Here is a 23,562-nt window from a genome sequence, read left to right on the forward strand (position 1 = left end):
CGTTACCGCCGTTGAGGTTCCCGACGACACCGTCGGCACCGTCGCCGCCGTTACCGCCGGCGCCGTTCGCACCGCCGTCACCGGCCGCACCACCGGTCCCGAACATGAACCCGCCGGAACCACCGCTGCCGCCCTTGCCGCCGTTTCCGCCGTCAGAGCCGTCGGTTCCCGCGCCCACACCATTGCCCAGATCCACCCCGGCAACACCGTGATCACCGGCTTGACCGGTCGCGCCATCACCGCCGACGCCACCCGCGCCGCCGTGCGCGAAGAAGGAGAACTGACCGGCGTTGCCACCGGCACCACCGGCACCACCGTCGACGTGCGCGGAGCCGGCGAGGCCGTCACCACCGGCGCCACCGTCGCCACCGTTACCTGAGAACATGCCACCCGCGCCGCCGGCGCCACCGGCGCCACCGTCGGAGCCGTTACCGCCTGCGCCCCCGTCACCCCACATGTTGGCGTCACCACCGTCGCCACCATCGTGGAAGCCGTCACCGGCGGTGTAGCTGTAGCCCGCGCCACCGTTGCCGAACAGCCAACCGCCGTCCTGGCCGTCCGGGTCGGCGGCCGTGCCGGCCAGACCGTTGCAGATGAACCCGCAGCTGTCGGCGGAGGCCCACGCCGCACCCAGCGGGTTGAGCAGGTTGGTGTCGACCCAGTCGCCGAGCTGGGTGCCGATCCAGTTGGTGCTCACCCAGGAGTTGACGTCGCTCATGAACGAGTTGAAGGCAGCATCCAGCCCGAACGGGTCCGCGGTTGCGGTTCCCACGGCGGTGGCGTCGAAGGCCGCAGCGTCGAACAACGACGACCAGGCCGCCGGGTCGACGAAGGAACCCCAGTCGATGCCGTCGTAGGGCAACGCCCACGTCGAGGGGTCGAACAGGTCGGCCAGCCCGAAGTCGTCGGCCCGGGCCTGCGGTGCGTACGCCAGCGGCGTCATCCCGAACGCCAGAAACGCACTTACCGCCGCGCCGGCACCGCCGACGCGGCTCGCGCGACGTGCCTTGCCCTTACGTGCCGAGTTCCGCTTCGCACTGCGGTTGCTGTCAGCCATCACACGACCTCCCCGTTGAACAACGAGATGCTTAAGACTCGCTAAGACGCCTTAGGCTATTTCGATGCTCTGCGGGGTTCATAGAGTAATGAACTACTCTAGTTTCTCGCAGAAAGGTCACTTACTTGCTCGTTTGAGGTGCGCGGGGACGGCGGGTTGAGGTGAGCGTGCACAGTTGCACGGCCCGCCCGGCGTGTTGCCGGACAAACACGCACGTTCGCGATTTGGGGTCAGACCGGCAATAACTGGTCGATCACCGCAGCCAACTGCTTTGCCGAGCGACATTCATGCATGGTGATGACATCGGTATACCGCGGCACCGCGGAGTCGCCGCTGCCCCAGAGGTGGCGGGGCTCGGGGTTGAGCCAGTGCGCATGCCGGCTGGCGGTCACCAGATGCGAGAGCACACCCACCCCGGGATCGCGGTAGTTGGTGCGGCCATCGCCCAGCACCAGCAGCGAACTGCGCGGTGACACCACACTCGGATATTTCTCGGCGAACGAGACGAACGCGTTGCCGTAATCGGAGTGGCCGTCACGGGTGTACACCCCGGACTCGCGGGTGATCCGCTGAATGGCCACCGCCAGGTCGGCCTCGGGCCCGAACAGGTGCGTGACCTCATCGGTGGTGTCGATGAACGCGAACACCCGAACGCGGGAAAACTGTTGGCGCAGTGCATGTACCAACAGCAGAGTGAAGTGACTGAACCCGGCCACCGATCCGGACACGTCGCACAGCACCACCAGTTCCGGCCGAGCCGGGCGAGGCTTGCGTAGCACCACGTCGATCGGCACGCCTCCGGTGGACATCGAGCGCCGCAGCGTCTTGCGCAAGTCGATGGTGCCGGCGCGCGAACGTCGCCGTCGCGCGGCCAGTCGGGTGGCCAGGGTGCGAGCCAACGGGGCCACCACGCGGCGCATCTGCCGCAGCTGTTCACCGGAAGCGCGCAGGAACTCGACGTTCTCGCTCAGTTGCGGGATGCCGTACATCTGCACATGCTCGCGGCCCAGCTGTTCCGCGGTCCGCCGCTTGGTTTCGGCGTCGACGAGCTTGCGCAGCTGCGCGATCCGCTGGGCTGCAACGGCTTTGGCGATCTGCTCCTGAGTCGGACTGGGCTCGTCCCCGTAAGGCGCAAGCAGTCCGGCCAACAGCCTGCCCTCCAATTCGTCGAGCTCGAGCGCCTTGAGTGCCTGGTAGGCCGAGTACGACGGGCCTCGGCTGGAGCGGTACTGCCCGTAGGCGCCGACGATCGCGGCGATCATCGCCGACAACCGTGCGTCGGTCTCGGCCAGGTCGGGGTTGGCGGTCAGCAAATCGACCAACATCGCGCGCAGCTGTTCGGCGTCTTCCGGCAGCGGAATGTCGTCGGCCGACTGCGGTTCGTCCGAAACGACCACGGTCCGGCCACCCAACGCGGCGGGAAACCACAGGTCGAACATGGCATCGTAGGTGTCGCGGTGATCGGGCCGGCGCAGCACCGCGCACGCCAGGCCCTCACGCAACACCTCGCGATCAGCGAGCTCGAGCGCGGCCAGCACTCGTCCGGCGTCGACGGTTTCCGACGGCCCCACCGAAATCCCCTGGCCGCGCAGTGCTTCGACGAACCCCACCAGGTGACCGGGGATACCGTGCGGGGCCAGCGGATGCGGCGGGCGGATGCGGCGAACCATCTACTGCACCATCAGTTCAGTCGCAGTTCCCCTGATGCGCGCACCTGGTCGGACTGGTGCTTGAGCACCACCCCGAGGGTGGCCGCAACGGTGGCGTCGTCGATGGTGTCCATGCCCAGCGCCAACAGCGTCCGTCCCCAGTCGATGGTCTCGGCCACCGAGGGCAGCTTCTTGAGTTGCATGCCGCGCAGCACGCCGATGATGCGCACGAGTTCGGCGGCAAGGTGTTCGGGCAGCTCGGGTACGCGGGACAGCAGGATGCGCCGCTCCAGGTCCGGGTCGGGGAAGTCGATGTGCAGAAACAGGCAGCGCCGCTTGAGCGCTTCGGACAGTTCCCGGGTGGCATTGGAGGTCAATACCGTGAACGGCGTCCGGATCGCGGTGATGGTGCCCAGTTCCGGAACGGTGACCGCGAAGTCGCTGAGCACCTCCAGCAGCAGGCCCTCGATCTCGATGTCGGCCTTGTCGGTCTCGTCGATCAGCAGCACCGTCGGCTCGGTGCGCCGGATCGCGGTCAGCAGTGGGCGCGACAGCAGGAACTCCTCGGAGAACACGTCCATCTTGGTGGCGTCCCAGTCACTGCCCTGATCGGCAGCGTTGCCGGACTGAATACGGAGTATCTGCTTGGCGTGATTCCACTCGTAGAGCGCCCGGGCCTCATCGACGCCCTCGTAGCACTGCAGCCGCACCAGCCCGGCGCCGGTCGCCGCGGCTACCGCGCGGGCCAGCTCGGTCTTGCCGACTCCGGCCGGGCCCTCCACCAGCAGCGGTTTACCGAGCCGGTCGGCCAGGAAGACCGCGGTGGTGGTGGCGGTGTCGGCCAGGTAGCCGGTCTCGGCCAGCCGTCGGGCCACGTCGTCGATGTCGGTGAACAACGAGGCGTGCCGGGCCGGGGTGGCGGGTATGCCGGGCTTTTCCATGCGAGGGTATGGCTCCTTTTAGACGGGACGGGTGTGACCGTCGCCCCACACGATCCATTTGGTCGATGTCAGCTCCGGCAACCCCATCGGGCCGCGGGCGTGCAGCTTCTGGGTGGAGATTCCGATCTCGGCGCCGAAACCGAACTGCTCGCCGTCGGTGAACGCCGTGGAGGCATTGACCATGACCGCCGCGGCGTCGACCTGCTCGCTGAAGCGCTGGGCGGCGGCCATGTTGCTGGTGACGATGGCCTCGGTGTGACCGGTGCCGTATTCGTTGATGTGGTCGATGGCGTCCTCGAGCCCGTCGACCACCGAGAGGGCGATGTCCATCGCCAGGTATTCACGGCGCAGGTCGTCCTCGCCCGCGGCCGCGTCGGCGTCCCCGTGCACCGCAACCCCGGCGGCGGTCAACGCGTCGACCAGCCGCGGCACCGCGGAGCCGGCGATGGCCCGGTCGATCAACAGCGTCTCGGCGGCGTTGCAGACGCTGGGCCGCCGTGTCTTGGAGTTCAACAGCACCTCTTCGGCGATGTCGAGGTCGGCCGCCTCATGGATGTAGACGTGGCAGTTGCCGACGCCGGTCTCGATGGTCGGCACCAGCGCATCGCGCACCACGGCCTCGATCAGCCCGGCCCCGCCGCGCGGGATCACCACGTCGACCAGTCCGCGGGCCTGGATCAGGTGGGTCACGGTGGCGCGGTCGACCGCCGAGAGCAACTGGACGGCGTCGGCGGGGAGGTCCTCGTCGGTCAGCGCCTTGCGCAGCACTTCGACCAGGGCCCGGTTCGAATGCGCCGCTGACGAGCTGCCGCGCAACAGCGCGGCGTTGCCTGACTTCAGCGTCAGGCCGAACGCGTCCACGGTGACGTTGGGCCGGCCCTCATAGACCATGCCCACCACGCCGAGCGGAACCCGCTGCTGACGCAGCTGCAGCCCATTGGGCAGGGTGTAGCCGCGCAGCACCTCGCCGACCGGGTCGGGCAACCCCGCGACCTGGCGCAGGCCCGCGGCGATCCCTTCGACGCGCTGCGGGTTCAGCGCCAGCCGGTCGAGCATGGCCTCCGGGGTGCCGGCGGCCCTGGCCGCGGCCAGGTCTTCGGTGTTGGCGGCCAGGACATCGTCGGCATGGGCCAGCAGCGCATCGGCCGCGGCGTTCAACGCACTGTTCTTGGCCACCGTGGACAACGAGGTCAGCGCGCGGGAGGCGATCCGAGCCCGGCGGGCGGCGTCGTGGACCTCTTGGCGCAGGTCGGGAAGTACGGGCACGCTCATCGATCCAGGGTATCGGCGAACGGTGGATCGGGCGAAACGGCCCCATTCTGGCGGCGGCGCTAGGCAGGCGCCGCGCGACGCTGGTCGATGATCCGGCCCAACTCCTGCAGCAACAGCGGCTTGGCCATCACCAGCTCCTCGATGTGGTCGCGGCCGATCACCACCGCGGTCACTTCCTCCAGTGCTCGGGCATCGAACTGGCTGGCCTGCCGGGTCAGCGTGGTGACCCCGAGAAAGGCGCCGTGGCGCAGTGTTGCGCTCGGCACCGCCGGATCCTCGGTGGTGAGCCGGACACTGCCCTCGGTCAGGAAGATCATCGCGGTCGGCACATGCCCGGCCTGCTCCAGGACTTCATCCGCGCCGTAGCGGACCACCACGGCGTAGGGCGCCACGGCCTGCTGGTCGGCATCGGTCAGCCGCAGCGCAGGCGCCACCACCGTGCGCAGCGCCTCGGCAACCCGCTCGGGTGTCGAGAACACGTCGTCGGAGTCGTCGAGGTGCAGCCCCTCGCGGCGGGCGGCATACCAGAGCCACCGCAGGAAGGTGGCCTGCGCAGGACCGTCGTCAGCCGGGGAGTCGAGGGCGATCGTGGTCCGGTATTCGCCGCCGCCGAGTGCCACCGAACCGGGCGCCTCGCCGGTGGTACGCAGCGGCAGTGCGGTGGCGACCCGCGACAGCAGCGCGCACACCCGGTCTGGCGGGTCGGAGACCGCGAACGTCGTCGTGATCGACACCCGATGCGCACCACCGGACCGGCTGACGTTGGTGAACGACGTGCTCGCCAGCACCGAGTTCGGGGTGACCTGCAGGCCGCCGGCGGTGCTGATGTGCACCGCCCGCCAGTTCACCTCGACGACGCGGCCGCGCGCGGTCGGGGTGGACAGCCAGTCGCCGATCCGGAACGGCTGCTCGAACAACATGAACAGCCCCGAAACGATCTGACCGACCGAATTCTGCAGCATCAGGCCGATGACCACCGAGGTCACGCCCAGCGCGGTGAACAGACCGCCGATCTTGGCGCCCCACACGTAGGACAGGATCAGCGCCAGACCGACACCGATCAGCAGGAAGCGGGCGACATCGATGAAGATGGTCGGGATCCGGCCTCGCCAAGAGCCTTTCGGGGCACTCTGGAAAAAGGTGACGTTCAACCCGGACAACAGCAACACCAGCAGCACGAAGCCGAACAGGGTGTAGATGACCCGCACCGTCGGGTCCTGCGCCGGTACTGCGGCCACCTGCCCCAGCAACACCAGCAACGCTCCCAGCGGCAGCAGGTAATTCCGCACCAACGCCACCGGCCGGGCCAGGTAGCTGCCCCTGCGGGTCAACGCCACATGCCATTCGGTCAGCAGGATCAGACCGGCGGGAAACCCCGCGGCCACGCCGACCGCCCAGTAGAACCACGGCCCGAAGATGTTCACGTGGGCTCCGCCAAGCGCCAGACCTGCTCTTCGGTGTCACCGATGGCCACGGTGCCGGCCGGGGTGAACTCCGCGCCGCCGCCGAGCATGTCGCGCACGGCCCCGGTGACGTAGATGCCGGATTGCGGTGTACCCCTGCGTAACTGATAGGCAAGGTTGACGGCCGATCCCCACAGGTCGTAGGTCACCCCGGATCGGCCCACCAGACCGCTGACGACTTCGCCGGTGTTGACACCGGCCCACAGGCTCAGCCGGCGGCCGGATTTGACGTTGAACCGGTCGACGATACGCTGCATCTCGCTCGCGAATTCGACGATGCGGTGCACGCCGTCCAGCCGCGGGGTGGTCAAACCGCAGCCGGCGAGGTAGCCGTTGTACATGGTTCGAATTCGTTCGACGCCAACGACTTCGGCCGCCGCATCGAATTGCCGGACCAGTTCGTCGACGATCGTCACCAATTCGTTCGCGGCGACTTCGCCGGAGAGCTGGTCGATCCCCTGCAGTTCGGCGTAGACGACGCTGACGTTGTGGTGCTCTTCGGCGATGGCCTGCTCTCCGCCGCGGTAGCGCTGCACCACCGACTCCGGCATCAGCGACAACAGCAGCTCGTCGTTCTGCTTGCGCTGTTCGTTGAGCAGTTCCTCCTTCGTCCGCAGGCTGCGGCCCATGTCGTTGAAGGCCTTGGTGAGATCGCCGATCTCGTCAGCCGTTCCGCTGGGTACCGCGGCGCTGTAGTCGCCGGCACTGATCCGCTGGGCGGCGGCCTGCAGCCGTCGGATCGGCCGCAGGAAAAGCCGCGCCAGCAGCATCGCCAGCACACAGATCGCGATGATGACCCCGGTGGTGGCCAGCACCACCCGCTTGCTGAACGAGGTGACCCCGGCGTACGCATCGGAGTAGTCCCTGGTCGCCAGGATCGACCACTGTAGATCCGAGTTCGGGATGGTCAGCGGCGCGTACGCGGCAAGTTCACGGTTGCCGAGGTAGTCGTATCCGGTGTTGAGCGTGCCGGTCTGGCCGCGTTGCGCGGCACGCAGACCCGGGGAGCCCACCGGCTGAACCAGGGTGGTGGTCCCCAGCTTCAGGGCCTTGTCCACCGTGGCGACCGGCGTACCCGCCGCCACCGCTTCGCGGCGGTACCGCTCCGGGTCCTCCAGAAACAACCGTGAATCGGAGCGCATCAGGTCGTCGGGTCCGGCCAGATAGGTCTCGGTGGTGCGCCCGACCTGGGCGGCCTTCCAGTCACGGTTGGCGGTCATGATCCGATTAACCTTCGCGCTGGGCAGCGGCAGGGCCAGCACCCCCTCGACGGTGCCCTTGACGCCGACCGGCGACACCAGCCAGGCGGTCGGCGTGTCCAGGTTAGGTTGATACGGCTGGTAATCGGTGATCCAGACGAAGTTGACCGCGTTGGAGGCCAGCGCTTTACGGTAGGCGTCACGCAGCACGGATTCGCGGTAGGGGCCGGTCAGCACGTTGGTGCCCAGGTCCACGCCCTTGTTCACGGAGTAGACCACGTTGCCCCTGGTGTCCAGCAGCAGCGCATCCAGGTACTCGTTGCGCTTGACGATCTCCGTGAAAAAGCTGTTGAATTCGGCGTTTGCCGCGGACCAGGCGCTGCCGTCGCCGGCGTCCTCGGGCTTCTCGGATTCCCCGGTATAGCCGGCGGTGTAGTGCGCCTGCAGGTAACGCTGCGCGGTCGACGCCGGCAGCAGCGCGGCGATGTCCGCCCGCTCCCCGGTCCGCTCGGTCAGCTGCTCGATGAAGTTGTCGCGGTAGTGGCCGACGATCGCACGTTGCTGCTCGGGAGTGACTGTGGCGCGGGCAAGTTCGTCGAAGCCCGCGGTGAACGCGTGGAGCGCGTTGGAGGCCGTCGCTCCCCCGCTGAAGATGATCAGCGAACTCGTCATCTCTGCGAACAGGCTCGAGACCGCTCGGTGCTGCGCCTCACGGGCCTGTACCAGCTTGCTCGTGGCCGAACGTTGCAGTTCGGCTGCGCCGTACTGGAACTCGACGAAGCCCACCACACCAACCGACACGATGCTGGTCAGCAGCAGGATCAGCATCAGTTTGGTCTGGATGCTGAGTCGAGACGGCAGCCACCGGCGGCGTCGCTCAACGTTCACGGTGTCGTCCGTGGCTGCCGACGGTGCCGAGTCCACCCGGCCGCTCCCTTCCCCGGTTACCAGACGGTTCCCCACCCTAAGGGATGCGCGACATTACGAGGTCGCGAATGCGAAGCTGGACAGCATGGTGGCGCAGCTGTGCGTGGTGGGCAGTGTGAATCTGGATACCGTGTTCACGGTGGCTGCGCTGCCCGCGCCCGGCGAAACGGTCCTCAGCTCGGCGCCGAGCAGCCACCCCGGCGGCAAGGGGGCCAACCAGGCGGTGGCAGCCGCGCGTGCCGGCGCCGACGTCTCGTTCATCGGCGCGGTGGGTGACGATGACGCCGGTCTGCAGTTACGCCGGCACCTGGAGGACAACGGGGTCGGCACCGGCGGATTGACGACCGTCGCGGGTCCCAGCGGATCGGCGGTCGTCATGGTGGATCCGGCCGGAGAGAACACCATCGTGGTAGCGCCGGGGGCCAACAGCGCGCTGACGCTGGACGCCGGCCAGTGCGAGTTGATCACCAAGGCGCACGTGGTGCTGCTGCAGCTGGAGATCCCGATCCCAACCGCCACCGCAGCGGCCCGAGCGGCTCGCCGGACGGGGGCGACCGTGATCGTAAACGTCTCCCCGGCCGGTGAAGACCTGACCGAGCTGGCGGAGCTGATCGACGTGGCGGTGGTCAATGAGACGGAATCGGCGCGGTTCAGCCATCCGGTACCGCATCGGGTGGTCACGCTCGGAGCGCGCGGCGCCCGCTACAGCGGGGCTGATGGCATCGTCGAGGTGCCGGCACCGGTGGTGGCCGCTATCGACACCTCCGGTGCCGGCGATGTCTTCGCCGGTGTGCTGGCAGCCGAGTGGCCCAGCGGCAAGGCACATGCGCTGCGGCTTGCCTGTGTGGCCGGGGCGCTGGCGACGCTGGTTCCCGGCGCCGGCGATTGCGCCCCGACCGCCGCGGCGATCGAAGCGGCGCTGGCGACCGGCCAACCCGGTCGCTGAACGCCCGGTCGGCGTTCGGCGCCGCCGGGTAGTCGCGGTCAGCGGGTCAGATCCGCTTGGCGCGCACCCACTGAATGGTTCCGTAGTTCTTGGCCCGGACGCTGGTGAAACCGTGGCTTTCGAGGGTGTCGGCGATCTCGTCGTCGTCGAATACCCGTGCACCGGCCTTGGGCAGCAGCCGCCACATCCGGGAGGCCGATCCTGCGGTGGGCACCATGAGCGCGATCCGGCCGCCGGGCTTGAGCACCCGCCCCATCTCGGCCAGCGCCACTGCCGGATCGGGGATCAGCTGCAGCATGGCAATTGAGATGACGGCGTCAACGGTGTTGTCGCGCAGCGGCAGTCGCTGCGCGTCGGCTCGCAGAAACGCGGTCTGTGAGCCGGCCTGCACCCGTACCGCCCGCGCCAGCATCGGCTTGGAGACGTCGATACCCAACGCCAAACCGTCGGCGCCCACGGCGCCGGCCAGCGAGGCCGTGATACTGCCCGGGCCGCAGCCGACGTCCAGCGCCACCCCGCCGGCCGGGATGTTCAGCCAGTCGATCGGGTGCTGCCAGGCTTCGAGCAGCCTGCGACCCAACGCCTGGGCATTGTCGTAGAACAGCGACCCGAACGACGAGGCCCACAGCTTCTGGATGGCACCGGTGTTCTGCGGCGCGCCCGCCTCCCCCGCCCCGTCGAGTAGGTCGAGATAGCCGCGGCTGACCTGCGGGTCGGCGGGTGCGTCGGCGAGCAGCGTCATGGCCCGCTGCAACGCCGGTGGCAGCGGAAACCGTCGAACCTCGGCCATCGTCGGTGCTCCTCGCTACCCCGCCGGGATTTCCCGTTCGATCTCGTCGAGCCAGATCCGCGCCGACATGTCCGACGGGGCCCGCCATTCCCCTCGCGGCGACAGCGAACCACCGTGGGAGACCTTCGGCCCGTTCGGCAGCGCCGAGCGTTTGAACTGGCTGAACGAATAGAACCGTTGCACAAAGACTTTGAGCCAATGCCGGATGTCGGCCAGCGAATACACCACTCGTTTGTCCGCCGGGTACCCGGGCGGCCAGGACCCCGCCGCCGCGTCATGCCAGGCGTGCCAGGCCAGGAACGCGATCTTGGCCGGCGAGAATCCGTAGCGCAGCGCCTGAAACAGTGCGAAGTCCTGCAACGAGTAAGGTCCCACCTTGTCCTCGCTGCGCTGAATCTCCTCGCTATTGGTCGCCGGCACCAGTTCCGGGCTGATCTCGGTGTTGAGCACCGAGGCCAGTACCGCGCACACCTCGGCGTCGAATTCACCAGAGTTGATCACCCAGCGGATCAGGTGCTGGATCAGCGTCTTGGGCACCCCGCCGTTGACGTTGTAGTGCGACATCTGATCGCCCACGCCGTAGGTGGACCAGCCCAGCGCCAACTCCGACAGGTCACCGGTGCCCAGCACGATGCCGCCGCGCTGGTTGGCGATCCGGAACAGGTAGTCGGTGCGCAGCCCGGCCTGCACGTTCTCGAACGTCACGTCGTAGACGGCTTCACCGCGAGCGAACGGATGGCCCAGCTCGGCCAGCATCAGCCTCGCGCTGTCGCGGATGTCGATCTCGGCGAAGGTCACCCCCAGCGCCCGGCTCAGCGCGGCTGCGTTGGCCTTGGTGCGCTCGCCGGTGGCGAAGCCGGGCATGGTGAACGCCAGAATGTCACTGCGCGGCCGGTTCTCCCGATCCATGGCCCGCGCGGCGACGATCAGGGCGTGGGTCGAATCGAGTCCACCCGACACCCCGAGCACCACCTTGGGATAATCCAGGGCGCGCAGCCGCTGCTCTAAGCCGGACACCTGGATGTTGTAGGCCTCGTAGCAATCCTGTTGCAAACGCTGGGGATTCGACGGTACGAACGGGAACCGCTCGACCACCCGGCGCAGCCCGATGTCCCCGGAAGGCGGGTCCAGTGCGAACTCCACCCGCCGAAAGGACTGCACCGCGTCGCGGTGGTGGCGGCGGTTGTCGTCGAAGGTGCCCATCCGCACGCGCTCCGAGCGCAGCAGGCCGAGGTCGACATCGGCGACCGACCGGCGGGCGCCGGTGGGAAAGCGTTCGCTGTCATCGAGCAGTGTGCCGTTCTCCCAGATCATCGTCTGGCCGTCCCAGGCGAGGTCAGTGGTCGACTCGCCCTCCCCGGCGGCGGCGTAGATGTAGGCGGCCAGGCATCGCGCCGACGCCGACCGCGCCAGCAGGCAGCGATCCTCGGCGCGCCCGACCGTGATGGGGCTGCCGGAGAGATTCGCCAGCACCGTCGCGCCGGCCAGCGCCGCCTGGGCGCTGGGCGGCACCGGCACGAACATGTCCTCGCAGACCTCGACGTGCAGCACGAACCCGGCCAGGTCGGTCGCGGCGAACAGCAGGTCCGGACCGAACGGCACCTCGAGGCCGCCGAGCCGGATCATCCCCCGTTCGTCGGCACCGGCGGCCAACTGGCGCCCCTCGTAGAACTCCCGGTAGGTGGGTAGATATGACTTCGGCGCCACCCCGAGGATGCGCCCGCGGTGGATCACCACGGCGGTGTTGTAGACCCGGTGGGCATAGCGCAGCGGCGCCCCCACCACCAGCACCGGCAGTAGCGGCGTCGAGGCCGCAACCACCTCCAGCAGCGCCGTCTCGACAGCGCCGAGCAGGCTGTCCTGCTGCAGGATGTCCTCGATGGAGTATCCCGACAGCGTGAGCTCGGGAAAGACGGCCAGCGCGACACCGTCGTCATGGCATTCCCTCGCCAGGCGCAGCACCGACTCGGCGTTGGCGGCCGGGTCGGCGAGCGTGGTGCGGTGCGTGCAGGCGGCAACCCGCGCGAAGCCATGCCGGTAGGCGTTGTAGAAGTCCCCAGAATGCTCCATGGCCTCCCATTCTCGCCCCGATGGTGTCAACGTGCAGCTTTCGGGTATCACCAGGGCCATGAGCGATACCGCGGTGGCCGTCGTCGACATGCTCAACGCCTACCGGCATCCCGACGCGGCACAACTGGCCGACAACGTCGCGAAGATCGTCGAACCGCTGGCCGACCTGGTCGAACGCAGTCGAGCCGACGAGCGGGTCGACCTGATCTACGTCAACGACAACCACGGCGACTTCACCACCGGATTCGCCGACATCATCGGGTCGGCGCTGGAGGGTGCACGCCCCGAACTGGTTCGCCCCATCGTGCCGAGCCCCGGCGATCGGGCGATGACCAAGGTGCGACACAGCGCCTTTTATTCCACGCCGTTGGAGTACCTGCTGGGCCGGCTCGGAACCCGGCGGCTGATCCTGACCGGGCAGGTCACCGAACAGTGCATCCTCTACACCGCCCTGGACGCCTACGTTCGGCACCTTCCGGTGGTGATACCGGTCGACGCCGTCGCCCACATCGACGCCGCGCTGGGCGATGCGGCACTGGAGATGATGTGCCGCAACATGGCTGCCGAACGGTCGACTGCCGCACAGTGCCTACGCTAGCCGGATGGGCGGCGCCGAACCGACGGTCTGCGACCTGCTGACGCTGCTCGCGGGCCGGCGTACGGCGGTGCTCACCGGCGCCGGCATCTCCACGGACTCGGGCATTCCCGACTATCGCGGGCCCGATTCCCCACCGAGCAACCCGATGACGATCGCCCAGTTCACCGGCGACCCGGTTTTCCGTCAGCGCTACTGGGCGCGCAACCATCTCGGCTGGCGACACATGGCCGCCGCCGCCCCCAACGCCGGGCACACCGCGCTGGCCGCCCTGGAAGCGGCCGGCGTCGTCACCGGGGTGATCACCCAGAACGTCGACCTGCTGCACACCCGCGCGGGCAGCCGCCGTGTCATCGACCTGCACGGCAGTTACGCGACGGTGGTCTGTCTGAGCTGCGGGATCACCATGAGCCGGGCTTCGCTGGCCGAGCAACTGGAGGAGCTCAACCCCGGATTCATAAGCCGAACCGGGCCGCTCGGCGCCATCGCGGTGGCCCCCGACGCGGACGCCGTCGTGACTGACACCGCATCCTTCCGCTACCTCGACTGCCACGCCTGCGGCGGGATCCTCAAGCCGGACATCGTCTACTTCGGCGAGAGTGTTCCCCAAGACCGCGTTGCCCGGGCGTATTCCGTTGTCGATGAGGCCGAGACGTTGCTGGTGGCGGGATCGTCGCTGACGGTGTTCTCCGGCTACCGGTTCGTCCGCCATGCCGCGGCGCGCGGTATCCCGGTCGCGATCGTCAACCGTGGCCCCACTCGCGGCGACGGGCTGGCCGACGTCAAGTTCGACGGCGGCTGTTCGGCGGCGCTGGCCGTACTGGCCGCTGAGCTTGGCGCCGTTTCGGTGCGTTAGCGCCCGGCGAATAGGGCAGGATGTCCCGGTGAAACAGCGCCTCACCTCCGATCAGCGCAACTCTTTCCTGGCCGCCCTGCTGGGGTGGTCGATGGACGCCTTCGACTACTTCATCGTGGTGTTCGTCTACGCCGACATCGCCAAGACCTTCGGCCACACCAAAACCGAGGTGGCGTTTCTGACCACCGCCACGTTGGCGATGCGCCCGGTCGGGGCGCTGCTGTTCGGCCTGTGGGCCGACCGGGTGGGCCGCCGGATACCACTGATGGTGAACGTGATCTTCTACTCGACGGTGGGGTTCCTGTGCGCGTTCGCGCCGACCTTCACCGTGCTGGTGGTGCTGCGCCTGCTCTACGGCATCGGCATGGGCGGCGAATGGGGCCTGGGCGCCGCGTTGGCCATGGAGAAGATCCCCCCGGAGCGACGCGGCTTCTTCTCCGGGCTGCTGCAGGAGGGCTATCTGTTCGGCTACCTGGCCGCCAGCCTGGCCTCGCTGCTGGTGAACGACTGGCTGGGATTGTCCTGGCGCTGGCTGTTCGGGCTGTCCATCCTGCCGGCGTTGATCAGCTTGTTGATCCGCTATCGGGTTACCGAATCAGAGGTGTGGCAGGCCACCCAGGACCGGATGCGGGTGACGCGCACCAGGATTCGCGACGTGTTCACCGACGCCAAGGTGATCCGCCGATTCTGCTATCTGGTGTTGTTGATGACGGCGTTCAACTGGATGAGCCACGGCACGCACGACATCTACCCGACGTTTCTGAGCTCGGACGACGGCGCGGGGCTGTCCCATGTCACGGCGAAGTGGATCGCGGTGATCTACAACATCGGCGGCATCATCGGCGGGCTGATCTTCGGCTCGCTGTCGCAGCGGCTAGGCCGCCGCTACGCGATCATCTGGGCGGCGGTGATGGGCCTGCCGATCGTGCCGCTGTTCGCGCTATCGCAGAGCGCGGGGATGCTGTGCCTGGGATCGTTTCTGCTGCAGGTCTGCGTGCAAGGCGCCTGGGGGGTGATTCCGGCGCACCTGACCGAGATGTCACCGGATGCGATCCGCGGCTTCTATCCGGGCGTGACCTACCAGCTGGGCAATCTGCTGGCGGCATTCAACCTGCCGATCCAGGAGCATCTCGCGGCCGCGAACGGCTATCCGTTCGCCCTGGTGGTCACGGTGGTGCCGGCGCTGGTCGCCGTCGTGCTGCTGACCGCGGTCGGCAAGGACGCCACCGGCCGCAGGTTCGGCACCGACCACCTCACCCGCAACCCCGCCGAGCAGTCGTGAAAGCCCCCTTTAGCGAGTCGATTTAGGGGCTTTTGCGTCTGCTCGCGCCCAAGGGGCACGCCCAAAATCAGAACGTGCAGGGCATGGCGCGGACACCGTGGATGAAGTTGCCGGGCACGTAGGACGGCTCTCCGGCTTCGATCCCCGGCAGTTGGCGCAGCAGTTCGCCGAAGATGGCACGCAACTGGGCGCGGGCCACGTGGGTGCCCGGACAGAAGTGCGCACCGCCGCCGCCGAAACCGACATGATGATTCGGATCGCGGCTCAGGTCGAATCGGCTCGGATGGTCGAAGACCGTCTCGTCGCGGTTGCCCGACGAATAGAACATCACCACTTTCTCGCCGGCCCGGATCAGCTGACCGCCCAACTCGATATCGGTGGCAGCGGTGCGCCGGAAGGTCATCACCGGCGTGGCCCACCGGATGAACTCCTCGACCGCCGTGCCGATGCGGTTGTCGAAGTCTTCCAGCAGCCACGCCCGCTGCTCCGGAAAGTCGGTGAGCGCCTTCATGGCATGACTGGTGGCTTGCCGGGTGGTGTCGTTGCCGGCCACACACAACAACACGAAATACGCAGCGACCTCGCCGTCGGTGAGCCGGTCACCGTCCACTTCGGTGGTCACCAGGCTGCTGATCAGATCGTCGCTGGGGTTCTCGCGGCGTTCAGCTGCCAGCGTTCCGACCAACTGATGCAGGTAGCCCTGGGCCTCGAATAACGCCTGCAGCGGATTGCGGCCGTTGAGGTGCACTTCGTCGGCCCACGACACCGCGGTGTCGGCGGCCTCGGCCACCCGCTCCCGCTCGGACGGCGGAATGCCGACCATGTCCGAAAGCGTGCGCATCGGCAGTTCCTTGGCGCAGTACTCGACGAAGTCGACGCCGCTACCGGCGGCCTTGAGTTCGGTGACGATAGCCGCGGCATTGGCCTTGATCGAATCCTCGATGCGACGAACCTGGCGGGGCGTCATCGCGCTGCTGGTCAGCTTGCGCAGCTTGGTGTGCCGCGGTGCGTCCATGGCCAGGAAGGACTGCGACGCCTCCAGCAGTTCCTCGGGGATGTTCTCGAACAACACCCCCTTGCCGGACAGGAACGCCTGGTTGTCGCGGCTCACCGCGACGATGTCGGCGTGCCGGGTCACCGCCCAGTAGCCGGGATCAGCCGGGTCGGGCATCAGGGCGTCCTCGACGGGAGGATGCCAGCTCACCGGACGCTCGGCGCGTAATACGGCAAAGGCACGTTCCCGGTCTGCGGCAGAGGTCGACCAGAAGGCTCGCGACGACAGATCGATCGGGTCGTAGCTGCGGGTGGACAGTGACGGTGCTGACATGGACGCCCCTTTGCTATGACGGCGATCACAGGCTGGTTTCCGCCAACGCTACGTCTAGACAGATTGTCTAGTCAAGACGTCAATTTCGCCGCTACGCTGGTCGGCATGGCATCGGTGACCCGGAAGCCCCCGACCAGCCGACAACAACGGCGCGAGGAGATCGAGCGTCGGCTGCTGGATGCCACCGAGCGGCTGATGGGCGACGGCACCAGTTTCACCGAACTCAGCGTGGACCGGCTCGCGACCGAAGCGGGAATGTCGCGCGCCAGCTTCTACATCTACTTCGAGGACAAAGGCCATCTGCTGCGCCGGCTCGCGGGCCAGGTGTTCGGCGATCTGGCCTCGGGGGCCGAACGCTGGTGGCAGGTGGCAGCGCGTCGCGATCCTGACGATGTCCACGCTGCGATGAACGCGATCATCGCCAGCTACCGCCGACACCAGCCACTGCTGATCGCACTCAGTGAGATGGCCGGCTACGACCCGCTCGTGGCGGCCACCTACCGGGAGTTGCTGACCGGCATCTCAGGCCGGGTGGCCCGGGTCATCGAGGACGGCCAGGCCGACGGTTCCATTCGCCGCGCACTACCCGTCGCCGCCACCGCCAGTGCACTGACCTGGATGGTAGAGCGGGCCTGCCAGCAGAACCTACCCGCGCAAGACTCCGACTACGACGCTGAACTCTCTGCTGCACTGACCGAGATTGTCTGGGGCGCACTGTATCTGAATCCAACGAGCCGATAGCTCGGGCGCTACAGCGCGACTCGGCCGGGCCAGGCCGAGCGGTCATAGCAGTTCTCGATCTGCTGACGCTGCCGTTTCCGCTGGGTGAGCGACAGCGCCGTGAAGCGGCAGATCGGAGGTACCCGCGTCGGGGAGAACACATAGGTGATGTTGCCGCGGTGGACACGGACGTTATCGGGGCTGTCGATGTCGAGCCGGAAGTAGTTGTTGTGGACGGTCAGCAGACCCAGCAACGCATTGACGACGGCACGTGATTTCACCTGTCCGGCAGGTAGATTGGGGAAGTCAGCCATGCCGTCGTACTGACGGCAGACGTCGGTCACTCGGAACGGGGTGGCCGCCGGCACGCCGACACCGCCGTAATCTGGCAGCGTCATGAACTTCACCAGCTTGGGATCGGCCCGGTAGATGCCGTGGAACGGCTGCTCGGGGTTGGCCAGCAGCAGAAACGACACCTTGTCGACGGGGACCGTCGAGGTCACGCCGCGCTCGCGCAGCCACTTGCAGGCAACCTGCGCCCCCATGCTCACGCCGTAGACCAGCACGTCATCGGCAGCGGGGTGGCCGTCGAAGTGCGCGGTCAGCATGTCGTCGAGGGCCTGCACACCTCGTTCCACCGCCCGGACCGCCGGGACATACCGCAAACCGTCGACGTAGGTGTTGGGGTACTTGACGTTACGGATTCTCTTGCCCCTGGTGACAGCACCGCGGCACATGAACCGCAGCAACCCGCTCCATCCGGCGCCGTCGATGGTGAAAACGGTGCTCATGCCGGCGGTCCTACACCGCCACCAGGTCGTCGGCGTGGACGACGGGGCGGCGGGCATCCGGCGCCAACTCCGCGGTGGAACGACCGATCATGGCCGCCAGCTCCGTCGCGTCGTAACCGACGACACCGCGCGCCACCACCGAGGCGTCCGGGCCACACAGGTCGACCACGTCGCCGCCGTGGAATCTGCCCGACACCCCGGTGATGCCGGCCGCCAACAGTGAGCGTCGCCGTTGCAACACCGCCTCGACCGCCCCGGCGTCGAGCGTCAACGTGCCCGCCGCGTCGGCGGCGTGGCGCACCCAGAACCGGCGCGCCGACAACCGTTGCGGCCGGGCCGCGAACACGGTGCCCACCGATGCGTGCGAGAGGGCCGCGGCAGCGTCGGCGGCGGCGGCCAGCAACACCGGAACGCCGGCATCGGCGGCCAGCAACGCCGCCGACAGTTTCGACACCATGCCGCCGGTGCCCAGCTGACTGCCCTCACCGGCCACCACACCGGTGAGGTCCTGCGGGCCGGACACCTCGGGAACCAGCCGGGCCGGCCCCTTGCGGGGGTCGGCGTCGTAGAGGCCGTCGATGTCGGAGAGCAACACCAGCGCGTCGGCGCCGACCAGGTGCGCCACCAGCGCCGAGAGCCGGTCGTTGTCGCCGAACCGGATCTCGTTGGTGGCCACCGTGTCGTTCTCGTTGACGATCGCCACCGCGTGCAGTGCCCGTAGCCGGTCCAGGGTGCGCTGCGCGTTGGTGTGCGACACCCGCATCGAGATGTCCTGGGCGGTGAGCAGCACCTGTCCGACGGTGCGGCCGAACCGGGTGAAGGCCGCACTCCAGGCATTGACCAAAGCCACCTGGCCCACGCTGGCGGCGGCCTGCTTGGTGGCCAGATCGGTGGGCCGCTTGGCCAAGCCGAGCGGTTCGAGACCGGCGGCGATCGCACCGGACGACACGATGACCACGTCCGAGCCGGCTTTCATCCGGGACTCGATCGCCTCGGCCAGCCCGGCCAGCCGGTCCGGGTCGAACATGCCGTTGTCGGCGGTCAGCGCGGTGGTGCCGATCTTGACGACGACGCTGCGTGCGGTGCGGATCGCCGCTCGGGCCGTGCTGGTCATGCCTCGTCCGACTGCTCACGCCGCTGCTTGCGCGCGATCTTGCGTTCGGCGGCCCCCACCCGTTCGGTGCGCTCCAGCCGGCTGTCGGTGCCCCGCCCGGACAGCGTGACGTCCACACCGGCCGGCGTAGCCGGCTCCCAGTCGAACGTCATCTCCCCGATGGTCACCGCGCAGCCCGGCGTGGCGCCCAGCCGCAGCAACTCGTCCTCGACCCCGAGCCGCGCCAACCGGTCACCCAGGTAGCCGACCGCCTCGTCGTTGTCGAAGTTGGTCTGGTGCACCCAGCGCTCCGGGCGCGATCCTCGCACGACGAAACCGCCTTCGCCGTCGGGCGCCACGCTGAACCCGGTCTCCCCGGTGGGTATCGGCCGGATCACCGGCCGGCGAGCAACCGGTTCCGGCTGCGCGGCGCGATACGCCGTCACCATCTCCGCCAGCGCAAAAACCAACGGCCGCAGGCCTTCCCGGCTCACTGTCGACACCATGAACACCGGCCAGCCGCGCTCGGCCACGATATCGTCTCGAACGAATTCCGCCATCTCCCGCGCTTCGGGCACGTCGATCTTGTTGAGCACCACCGCGCGCGGCCGATCCACCAGGTCGCCGAGCCCCGAATCCCCTTGCATGGTCGGGGTGTAGGCGGCCAGTTCGGCTTCGATCGCCTCGATGTCGGAGAGTGGATCACGGCCCGGCTCGGCGGTCGCACAATCGACCACGTGCACCAACACCGCGCACCGTTCGATGTGGCGCAAGAAGTCCAGGCCCAGCCCGCGTCCAGCCGAGGCACCCGGGATCAGGCCGGGCACGTCGGCGGCGGTAAAGGTGTTGTCTCCGGCCGAGACCACGCCCAGGTTCGGCGCCAGCGTGGTGAACGGGTAATCGGCGATCTTCGGCTTGGCCGCCGAGATCACCGACACCAGCGCGGATTTGCCGGCCGAGGGAAACCCGATCAGGCCGACGTCGGCGACGGTCTTGAGTTCCAGCGTGAGGTCGCGGGTCTCACCCTTCTCCCCGAGCAATGCGAAACCGGGCGCCTTGCGGGCTCGCGACACCAACGCGGCGTTGCCCAGCCCGCCGCGGCCACCGGCGGCGGCCTCGAAGCGGGCACCGGCGCCGACCAGGTCTGCCAGCAGCCGGCCGTCTTCGTCGAGCACGACGGTGCCGTCGGGCACCTTTATCTCCAGGTCCGATCCGGCAGCGCCGTCCTTGTTGCTGCCCTGGCCCTGCTTGCCGGACGCGGCCTTGATGTGCGGGCGGAAATGAAAGTCCAACAGGGTGTGCACGCCCGGGTCGACGACCAGCACGACACTGCCACCTCGACCGCCGTTACCGCCGTCCGGGCCGCCCAGCGGCTTGAATTTCTCCCGGTGAATGGACGCGCAGCCGTTACCCCCGTCGCCGGCGCGCACATGAATGACGACGCGGTCGACGAACCGGGACATCGAGCTTTCCTCTCACCCAACCCACACACCGAGCGTGCAACCACTGCGAATTTTGTCGCCCATTTTCGCAGTCAGTGCACGTTCGCGGCGCGGGGCCGGTTGGTTAGCTCTCGACGCGGGCGACAGGAACGATGTTGACGGTCTGGCGGCCGCGCTTCAGGCCGAACTCGACCGCACCGGGAGCCGTGGCGAACAGGGTGTCGTCACCGCCGCGACCGACGTTGACGCCGGGGTGGAAGTGGGTGCCGCGCTGCCGCACCAGAATCTCGCCGGCCTTGACGACCTGGCCGCCGAACCGCTTGACGCCGAGTCGCTGCGCGTTCGAGTCGCGCCCGTTGCGGGAGCTGGAAGCGCCCTTCTTGTGTGCCATCTCGTTCGCTCCCTACTTGATTCCGGTGACCTTGAGCACGGTCAACTGCTGACGGTGACCCTGCCGCTTGTGGTAGCCGGTCTTGTTCTTGAACTTGTGGATGCGGATCTTGGGGCCCTTGGTGTGCTCGAGCACCTCGCCGGTGACCGCGACCTTCGCCAGCTTGCCGGCGTCGGTCGTGACGGTGGTGCCGTCCACGACCAGCGCGACCGGCAGCGAGACCGACGAACCCGGCTCCGAATCGAGCTTCTCGACCTTGACCACGTCACCGACGGCAACCTTGTACTGCTTGCCGCCGGTCTTGACGATTGCGTACGTCGCCATCGTTGGTTTCTACCTCTGCTTCTCGGGCGCGCACGCCATCGGGACTTGCGCAGGTGTCTGGGGTTCTGTCCGCCGAGCTGTGGTTATCCCGCCTGGCGACAACTGGTCTAGGGTACGTGACCAGCGGCTAAGGGGTCAAACCGGCCTTGCTCAACTGGGCGGCCCCGCCGGCCGGATAGCCGCCCGCCGGCGCCGGGGACGTTCGTAGGGCGCCGCCGCGGCCAAGGTCTCCTGGCCGGACTCGTCGTCATCGACGTCGTCGTCGGGCTCGTCGGACTCGTCGGACTCGTCGATGACGTCCAGATCGTCGTCGAAGTCGTCGTCATCGTCGTCGAGGTCGACTTCGACCTCTTCGTCGGTGTCCTCGGCATCGTCGTCGGCGTCCTCGGCGTCGTCAGCGTCGTCCTCACCGTCGTAGGAGTCGTCGGCGTCGTCCGTGTAGTCGGTGTCCTCGGCGTCATCGGCGTCATCGGCGCCGTCAGTGTCCTCGGCGAGCGCGGTACCGGGCAGCTGGGGCTCATCCTCAACGGCCGGCCGCGGCTCCCCGGCCGACGCCGTCGCCATGGCCTCGACCTTCGCGTCGTCATCGGACTCGTCGTCGCTGCGGTCACTCGCCGCGGCCATCGCCTTGAACATCGGATGGTCACCGGGGGTGTGCGCCGGCACCTTCGCCACGACCGGCTCGTCAGCCTTGGGCTTCTTCGACCGTCTGCTGCGACGGCCGCTCGGTTCGGACCTGCGCCCGGGTGCCGCCGAGTCGACCGGGTCGGCGTGCAGCATGATGCCGCGCCCGGAACAGTGCTGACACGACGTCGAGAACGCCTCGATCAGCCCGGTTCCCAGCCGCTTGCGCGTCAGCTGCACCAGGCCGAGCGAGGTCACCTCCGACACCTGGTGGCGAGTGCGGTCGCGGCCCAGGGCCTCGGTCAGCCGGCGTAACACCAGGTCACGGTTGGACTCCAGCACCATGTCGATGAAGTCGATGACGATGATGCCGCCGATATCGCGCAGCCGCAGTTGCCGCACGATCTCCTCGGCGGCTTCCAAGTTGTTCTTGGTCACCGTCTCCTCGAGGTTGCCCCCGGAACCGGTGAACTTGCCGGTGTTGACGTCGACGACCGTCATGGCTTCGGTCCGGTCGATCACCAGGGTTCCACCCGAGGGCAGCCAGACCTTGCGGTCCATCGCCTTGGCCAGTTGCTCGTCGATGCGGTGAACGGCGAACACGTCCGGTCCGGCCTGCCCCTCCGGTCCCTCCGGCGGCTGGTAGCGGGTCAGCTTCGACACCAGTTCGGGCGCCACCGACCCCACGTACTCGTTGATCGTCGCCCAGGCGTCGTCACCGGAGACCACCAGCTCGGAGAAGTCCTCGTTGAACAGGTCGCGGATCACTTTGACCAGGACATCGGGCTCTTCGTAGAGCGCCACGGCCGCGCCCGCGGCTTTCGCCTTGGTCTCGGCCGCGGTCGCCTCGATCTGGTTCCAGCGCTCCTGGAGGCGTTCCACGTCGGCGCGGATGTCTTCTTCTTTGACGCCCTCCGACGCGGTGCGGATGATCACGCCGGCGTCGGGGGGCACCACCTCGCGCAGGATTTCCTTGAGCCGTTGACGCTCGGTGTCGGGCAGTTTGCGGCTGATCCCGGTCGACGAGGCGCCCGGCACATACACCAGGTAGCGGCCGGCCAGCGACACCTGGGTGGTCAGCCGGGCGCCCTTGTGCCCGATCGGATCCTTGCTGACCTGCACCACGACATAGTCGCCGGGTTTGAGCGCCTGCTCGATCTTGCGGTTGGCGCCGCCCAGGCCGGCGGCCTCCCAGTTGACCTCGCCGGCGTAGAGCACACCGTTGCGGCCCCGACCGATGTCGACGAAGGCGGCCTCCATCGAGGGCAGCACGTTCTGCACGATGCCCAGGTAGACGTTGCCCACCAGCGAGGTCGACGCGGCCGAGGTGACGAAGTGTTCGACCATGACGCCGTCTTCGAGCACGGCGATCTGGGTGTAGCGCGCGCCGGTGTGCGGTGGCTCGGTGCGGATCCGGTCGCGAACCACCATCCGGCGTTCGACGGCCTCGCGGCGGGCCAGGAACTCGGCCTCGCTCAGGATCGGCGGCCGGCGGCGCCCGGCGTCGCGGCCGTCGCGGCGACGCTGCCGTTTGGCCTCGAGCCGCGTCGAGCCGGTGATGCCCTGGATCTCGTCGTCCGAAGAGCTCTTGGTGCTCCTGGTGGCCTTTCGCGGCGTCCGTTCGTGCACGACGGTGTTCGGTGGGTCGTCAGACGACCCGGTGTCCTCGTCATCGCCGTTGCCGGTCTTGCGCCGGCGCCGACGGCGCCGACGCCGGCTGCCCGATTCGTCGGCCGCATCACCGTCGTCGTCGCCGGTGTCCTCGGCGTCCGAGGTCTCGTCGGACTCCGCGGCCGAATCGTC

General features: G+C 68.1%; 20 protein-coding genes. 5 read left to right on the top strand and 15 right to left on the bottom strand.

Going from position 1 to position 23,562, the window contains the following annotated elements; genetic code table 11:
• The 6 genes from DQP56_RS24750 to DQP56_RS14490 form a co-directional block, all read right to left on the bottom strand.
• On the bottom strand, positions 1 to 1,057 hold a 1,057-nt coding region (locus DQP56_RS24750), incomplete at its 3' end, for a PGRS repeat-containing protein (RefSeq protein ID WP_353617151.1).
• A 230-nt stretch (positions 1,058 to 1,287) separates the two neighbouring features.
• A complete protein-coding gene (locus DQP56_RS14470; protein WP_112686520.1) occupies positions 1,288 to 2,727 on the bottom strand; it encodes a vWA domain-containing protein in 1,440 nt (479 codons plus the stop codon).
• An 11-nt stretch (positions 2,728 to 2,738) separates the two neighbouring features.
• Positions 2,739 to 3,647 carry an AAA family ATPase gene (locus DQP56_RS14475; RefSeq protein WP_112686522.1) on the bottom strand — a complete coding sequence of 303 codons (909 nt, stop codon included), beginning with the start codon at positions 3,645 to 3,647 and terminating at the stop codon, positions 2,739 to 2,741.
• 18 nt (positions 3,648 to 3,665) lie between these two features.
• The gene (locus DQP56_RS14480; protein ID WP_112686524.1) at positions 3,666 to 4,919 is read right to left on the bottom strand and encodes a glutamate-5-semialdehyde dehydrogenase; all 1,254 of its coding nucleotides are present in this window, start codon (positions 4,917 to 4,919) and stop codon (positions 3,666 to 3,668) included.
• 59 nt (positions 4,920 to 4,978) lie between these two features.
• Positions 4,979 to 6,343, bottom strand: coding sequence for a mechanosensitive ion channel domain-containing protein (locus DQP56_RS14485; RefSeq protein ID WP_112686526.1), 1,365 nt, complete (start codon positions 6,341 to 6,343; stop codon positions 4,979 to 4,981).
• Positions 6,340 to 8,532, bottom strand: a complete 2,193-nt coding sequence (locus tag DQP56_RS14490; RefSeq protein ID WP_435673866.1) for an adenylate/guanylate cyclase domain-containing protein — start codon at positions 8,530 to 8,532, stop codon at positions 6,340 to 6,342. Before DQP56_RS14490 ends, DQP56_RS14485 begins: the two co-directional genes overlap by 4 nt.
• 61 nt (positions 8,533 to 8,593) lie before the next feature.
• Between DQP56_RS14490 and DQP56_RS14495 the strand changes: the two genes are divergently transcribed.
• Positions 8,594 to 9,454 (top strand): ribokinase, encoded by an 861-nt coding sequence (locus DQP56_RS14495; RefSeq protein ID WP_112686530.1) that lies wholly within the window; start codon positions 8,594 to 8,596, stop codon positions 9,452 to 9,454.
• A gap of 46 nt (positions 9,455 to 9,500) precedes the next feature.
• On the opposite strand, the gene DQP56_RS14500 is transcribed toward DQP56_RS14495, so the two are convergent.
• Complete coding sequence (locus DQP56_RS14500) at positions 9,501 to 10,244, bottom strand: methyltransferase domain-containing protein (RefSeq protein ID WP_112686532.1); 744 nt, start codon at positions 10,242 to 10,244, stop codon at positions 9,501 to 9,503.
• A 15-nt stretch (positions 10,245 to 10,259) separates the two neighbouring features.
• Positions 10,260 to 12,314, bottom strand: a complete 2,055-nt coding sequence (locus DQP56_RS14505) for an NAD(+) synthase (protein ID WP_112686534.1) — start codon at positions 12,312 to 12,314, stop codon at positions 10,260 to 10,262.
• Between the two features lie 58 nt (positions 12,315 to 12,372).
• Between DQP56_RS14505 and DQP56_RS14510 the strand changes: the two genes are divergently transcribed.
• Genes DQP56_RS14510 through DQP56_RS14520 form a run of 3 tightly spaced genes read left to right on the top strand, consistent with a single transcriptional unit; the run spans position 12,373 to position 15,047 of the window.
• Positions 12,373 to 12,912 carry a cysteine hydrolase family protein gene (locus tag DQP56_RS14510; RefSeq protein ID WP_112686536.1) on the top strand — a complete coding sequence of 180 codons (540 nt, stop codon included), beginning with the start codon at positions 12,373 to 12,375 and terminating at the stop codon, positions 12,910 to 12,912.
• 4 nt (positions 12,913 to 12,916) lie between these two features.
• Complete coding sequence (locus DQP56_RS14515) at positions 12,917 to 13,765, top strand: NAD-dependent protein deacetylase (protein WP_112686538.1); 849 nt, start codon at positions 12,917 to 12,919, stop codon at positions 13,763 to 13,765.
• Between the two features lie 28 nt (positions 13,766 to 13,793).
• On the top strand, positions 13,794 to 15,047 hold the full coding sequence (locus DQP56_RS14520; protein WP_112686540.1) for an MFS transporter: 1,254 nt from the start codon (positions 13,794 to 13,796) through the stop codon (positions 15,045 to 15,047).
• A 67-nt stretch (positions 15,048 to 15,114) separates the two neighbouring features.
• Here DQP56_RS14520 and DQP56_RS14525 read toward each other — a convergent pair whose 3' ends face one another.
• Positions 15,115 to 16,374, bottom strand: coding sequence for a cytochrome P450 (locus tag DQP56_RS14525; RefSeq protein WP_112686542.1), 1,260 nt, complete (start codon positions 16,372 to 16,374; stop codon positions 15,115 to 15,117).
• A gap of 105 nt (positions 16,375 to 16,479) precedes the next feature.
• Here DQP56_RS14525 and DQP56_RS14530 point away from each other — a divergent pair, with 105 nt between their 5' ends.
• Entirely contained in the window at positions 16,480 to 17,115 is a 636-nt protein-coding gene (locus DQP56_RS14530) for a TetR/AcrR family transcriptional regulator (protein ID WP_112686544.1), read from the top strand.
• An 8-nt stretch (positions 17,116 to 17,123) separates the two neighbouring features.
• Here the strand turns inward: DQP56_RS14530 and DQP56_RS14535 are convergent, their stop codons facing one another.
• The 6 genes from DQP56_RS14535 to rne all read right to left on the bottom strand — a co-directional run.
• Positions 17,124 to 17,885 carry a PE-PPE domain-containing protein gene (locus DQP56_RS14535; protein WP_112686546.1) on the bottom strand — a complete coding sequence of 254 codons (762 nt, stop codon included), beginning with the start codon at positions 17,883 to 17,885 and terminating at the stop codon, positions 17,124 to 17,126.
• Between the two features lie 10 nt (positions 17,886 to 17,895).
• A complete protein-coding gene (gene proB / locus DQP56_RS14540) occupies positions 17,896 to 18,999 on the bottom strand; it encodes a glutamate 5-kinase (protein ID WP_112686548.1) in 1,104 nt (367 codons plus the stop codon).
• On the bottom strand, positions 18,996 to 20,441 hold the full coding sequence (obgE, locus tag DQP56_RS14545; RefSeq protein ID WP_112686550.1) for a GTPase ObgE: 1,446 nt from the start codon (positions 20,439 to 20,441) through the stop codon (positions 18,996 to 18,998). The genes proB and obgE overlap by 4 nt, the downstream gene beginning before the upstream one ends.
• 103 nt (positions 20,442 to 20,544) lie before the next feature.
• On the bottom strand, positions 20,545 to 20,811 hold the full coding sequence (rpmA, locus tag DQP56_RS14550) for a 50S ribosomal protein L27 (protein WP_112686552.1): 267 nt from the start codon (positions 20,809 to 20,811) through the stop codon (positions 20,545 to 20,547).
• A 12-nt stretch (positions 20,812 to 20,823) separates the two neighbouring features.
• Positions 20,824 to 21,135, bottom strand: a complete 312-nt coding sequence (gene rplU, locus DQP56_RS14555; RefSeq protein ID WP_013828400.1) for a 50S ribosomal protein L21 — start codon at positions 21,133 to 21,135, stop codon at positions 20,824 to 20,826.
• A gap of 150 nt (positions 21,136 to 21,285) precedes the next feature.
• Positions 21,286 to 23,562: ribonuclease E (gene rne / locus DQP56_RS14560; RefSeq protein ID WP_133258935.1), on the bottom strand; the 2,277-nt coding region annotated here is incomplete at its 5' end.

Source organism: Mycolicibacter senuensis (genome assembly GCF_003284925.1).
Classification (GTDB): Bacteria; Actinomycetota; Actinomycetes; order Mycobacteriales; family Mycobacteriaceae; genus Mycobacterium; species Mycobacterium algericum_A.

What these genes read in the sequence shown, in the direction of transcription:
- DQP56_RS14470 (WP_112686520.1), bottom strand. Translation starts at nt 2,727, where the DNA reads ATGGTTCGCCGCATCCGCCCGCCGCATCCGCTGGCCCCGCACGGTATC.
- DQP56_RS14475 (WP_112686522.1), bottom strand. Translation starts at nt 3,647, where the DNA reads ATGGAAAAGCCCGGCATACCCGCCACCCCGGCCCGGCACGCCTCGTTG.
- DQP56_RS14480 (WP_112686524.1), bottom strand. Translation starts at nt 4,919, where the DNA reads ATGAGCGTGCCCGTACTTCCCGACCTGCGCCAAGAGGTCCACGACGCC.
- DQP56_RS14495 (WP_112686530.1), top strand. Translation starts at nt 8,594, where the DNA reads ATGGTGGCGCAGCTGTGCGTGGTGGGCAGTGTGAATCTGGATACCGTG.
- DQP56_RS14500 (WP_112686532.1), bottom strand. Translation starts at nt 10,244, where the DNA reads ATGGCCGAGGTTCGACGGTTTCCGCTGCCACCGGCGTTGCAGCGGGCC.
- DQP56_RS14505 (WP_112686534.1), bottom strand. Translation starts at nt 12,314, where the DNA reads ATGGAGCATTCTGGGGACTTCTACAACGCCTACCGGCATGGCTTCGCG.
- DQP56_RS14510 (WP_112686536.1), top strand. Translation starts at nt 12,373, where the DNA reads ATGAGCGATACCGCGGTGGCCGTCGTCGACATGCTCAACGCCTACCGG.
- DQP56_RS14515 (WP_112686538.1), top strand. Translation starts at nt 12,917, where the DNA reads ATGGGCGGCGCCGAACCGACGGTCTGCGACCTGCTGACGCTGCTCGCG.
- DQP56_RS14525 (WP_112686542.1), bottom strand. Translation starts at nt 16,374, where the DNA reads ATGTCAGCACCGTCACTGTCCACCCGCAGCTACGACCCGATCGATCTG.
- DQP56_RS14530 (WP_112686544.1), top strand. Translation starts at nt 16,480, where the DNA reads ATGGCATCGGTGACCCGGAAGCCCCCGACCAGCCGACAACAACGGCGC.
- DQP56_RS14535 (WP_112686546.1), bottom strand. Translation starts at nt 17,885, where the DNA reads ATGAGCACCGTTTTCACCATCGACGGCGCCGGATGGAGCGGGTTGCTG.
- proB (WP_112686548.1), bottom strand. Translation starts at nt 18,999, where the DNA reads ATGACCAGCACGGCCCGAGCGGCGATCCGCACCGCACGCAGCGTCGTC.
- obgE (WP_112686550.1), bottom strand. Translation starts at nt 20,441, where the DNA reads ATGTCCCGGTTCGTCGACCGCGTCGTCATTCATGTGCGCGCCGGCGAC.
- rpmA (WP_112686552.1), bottom strand. Translation starts at nt 20,811, where the DNA reads ATGGCACACAAGAAGGGCGCTTCCAGCTCCCGCAACGGGCGCGACTCG.
- rplU (WP_013828400.1), bottom strand. Translation starts at nt 21,135, where the DNA reads ATGGCGACGTACGCAATCGTCAAGACCGGCGGCAAGCAGTACAAGGTT.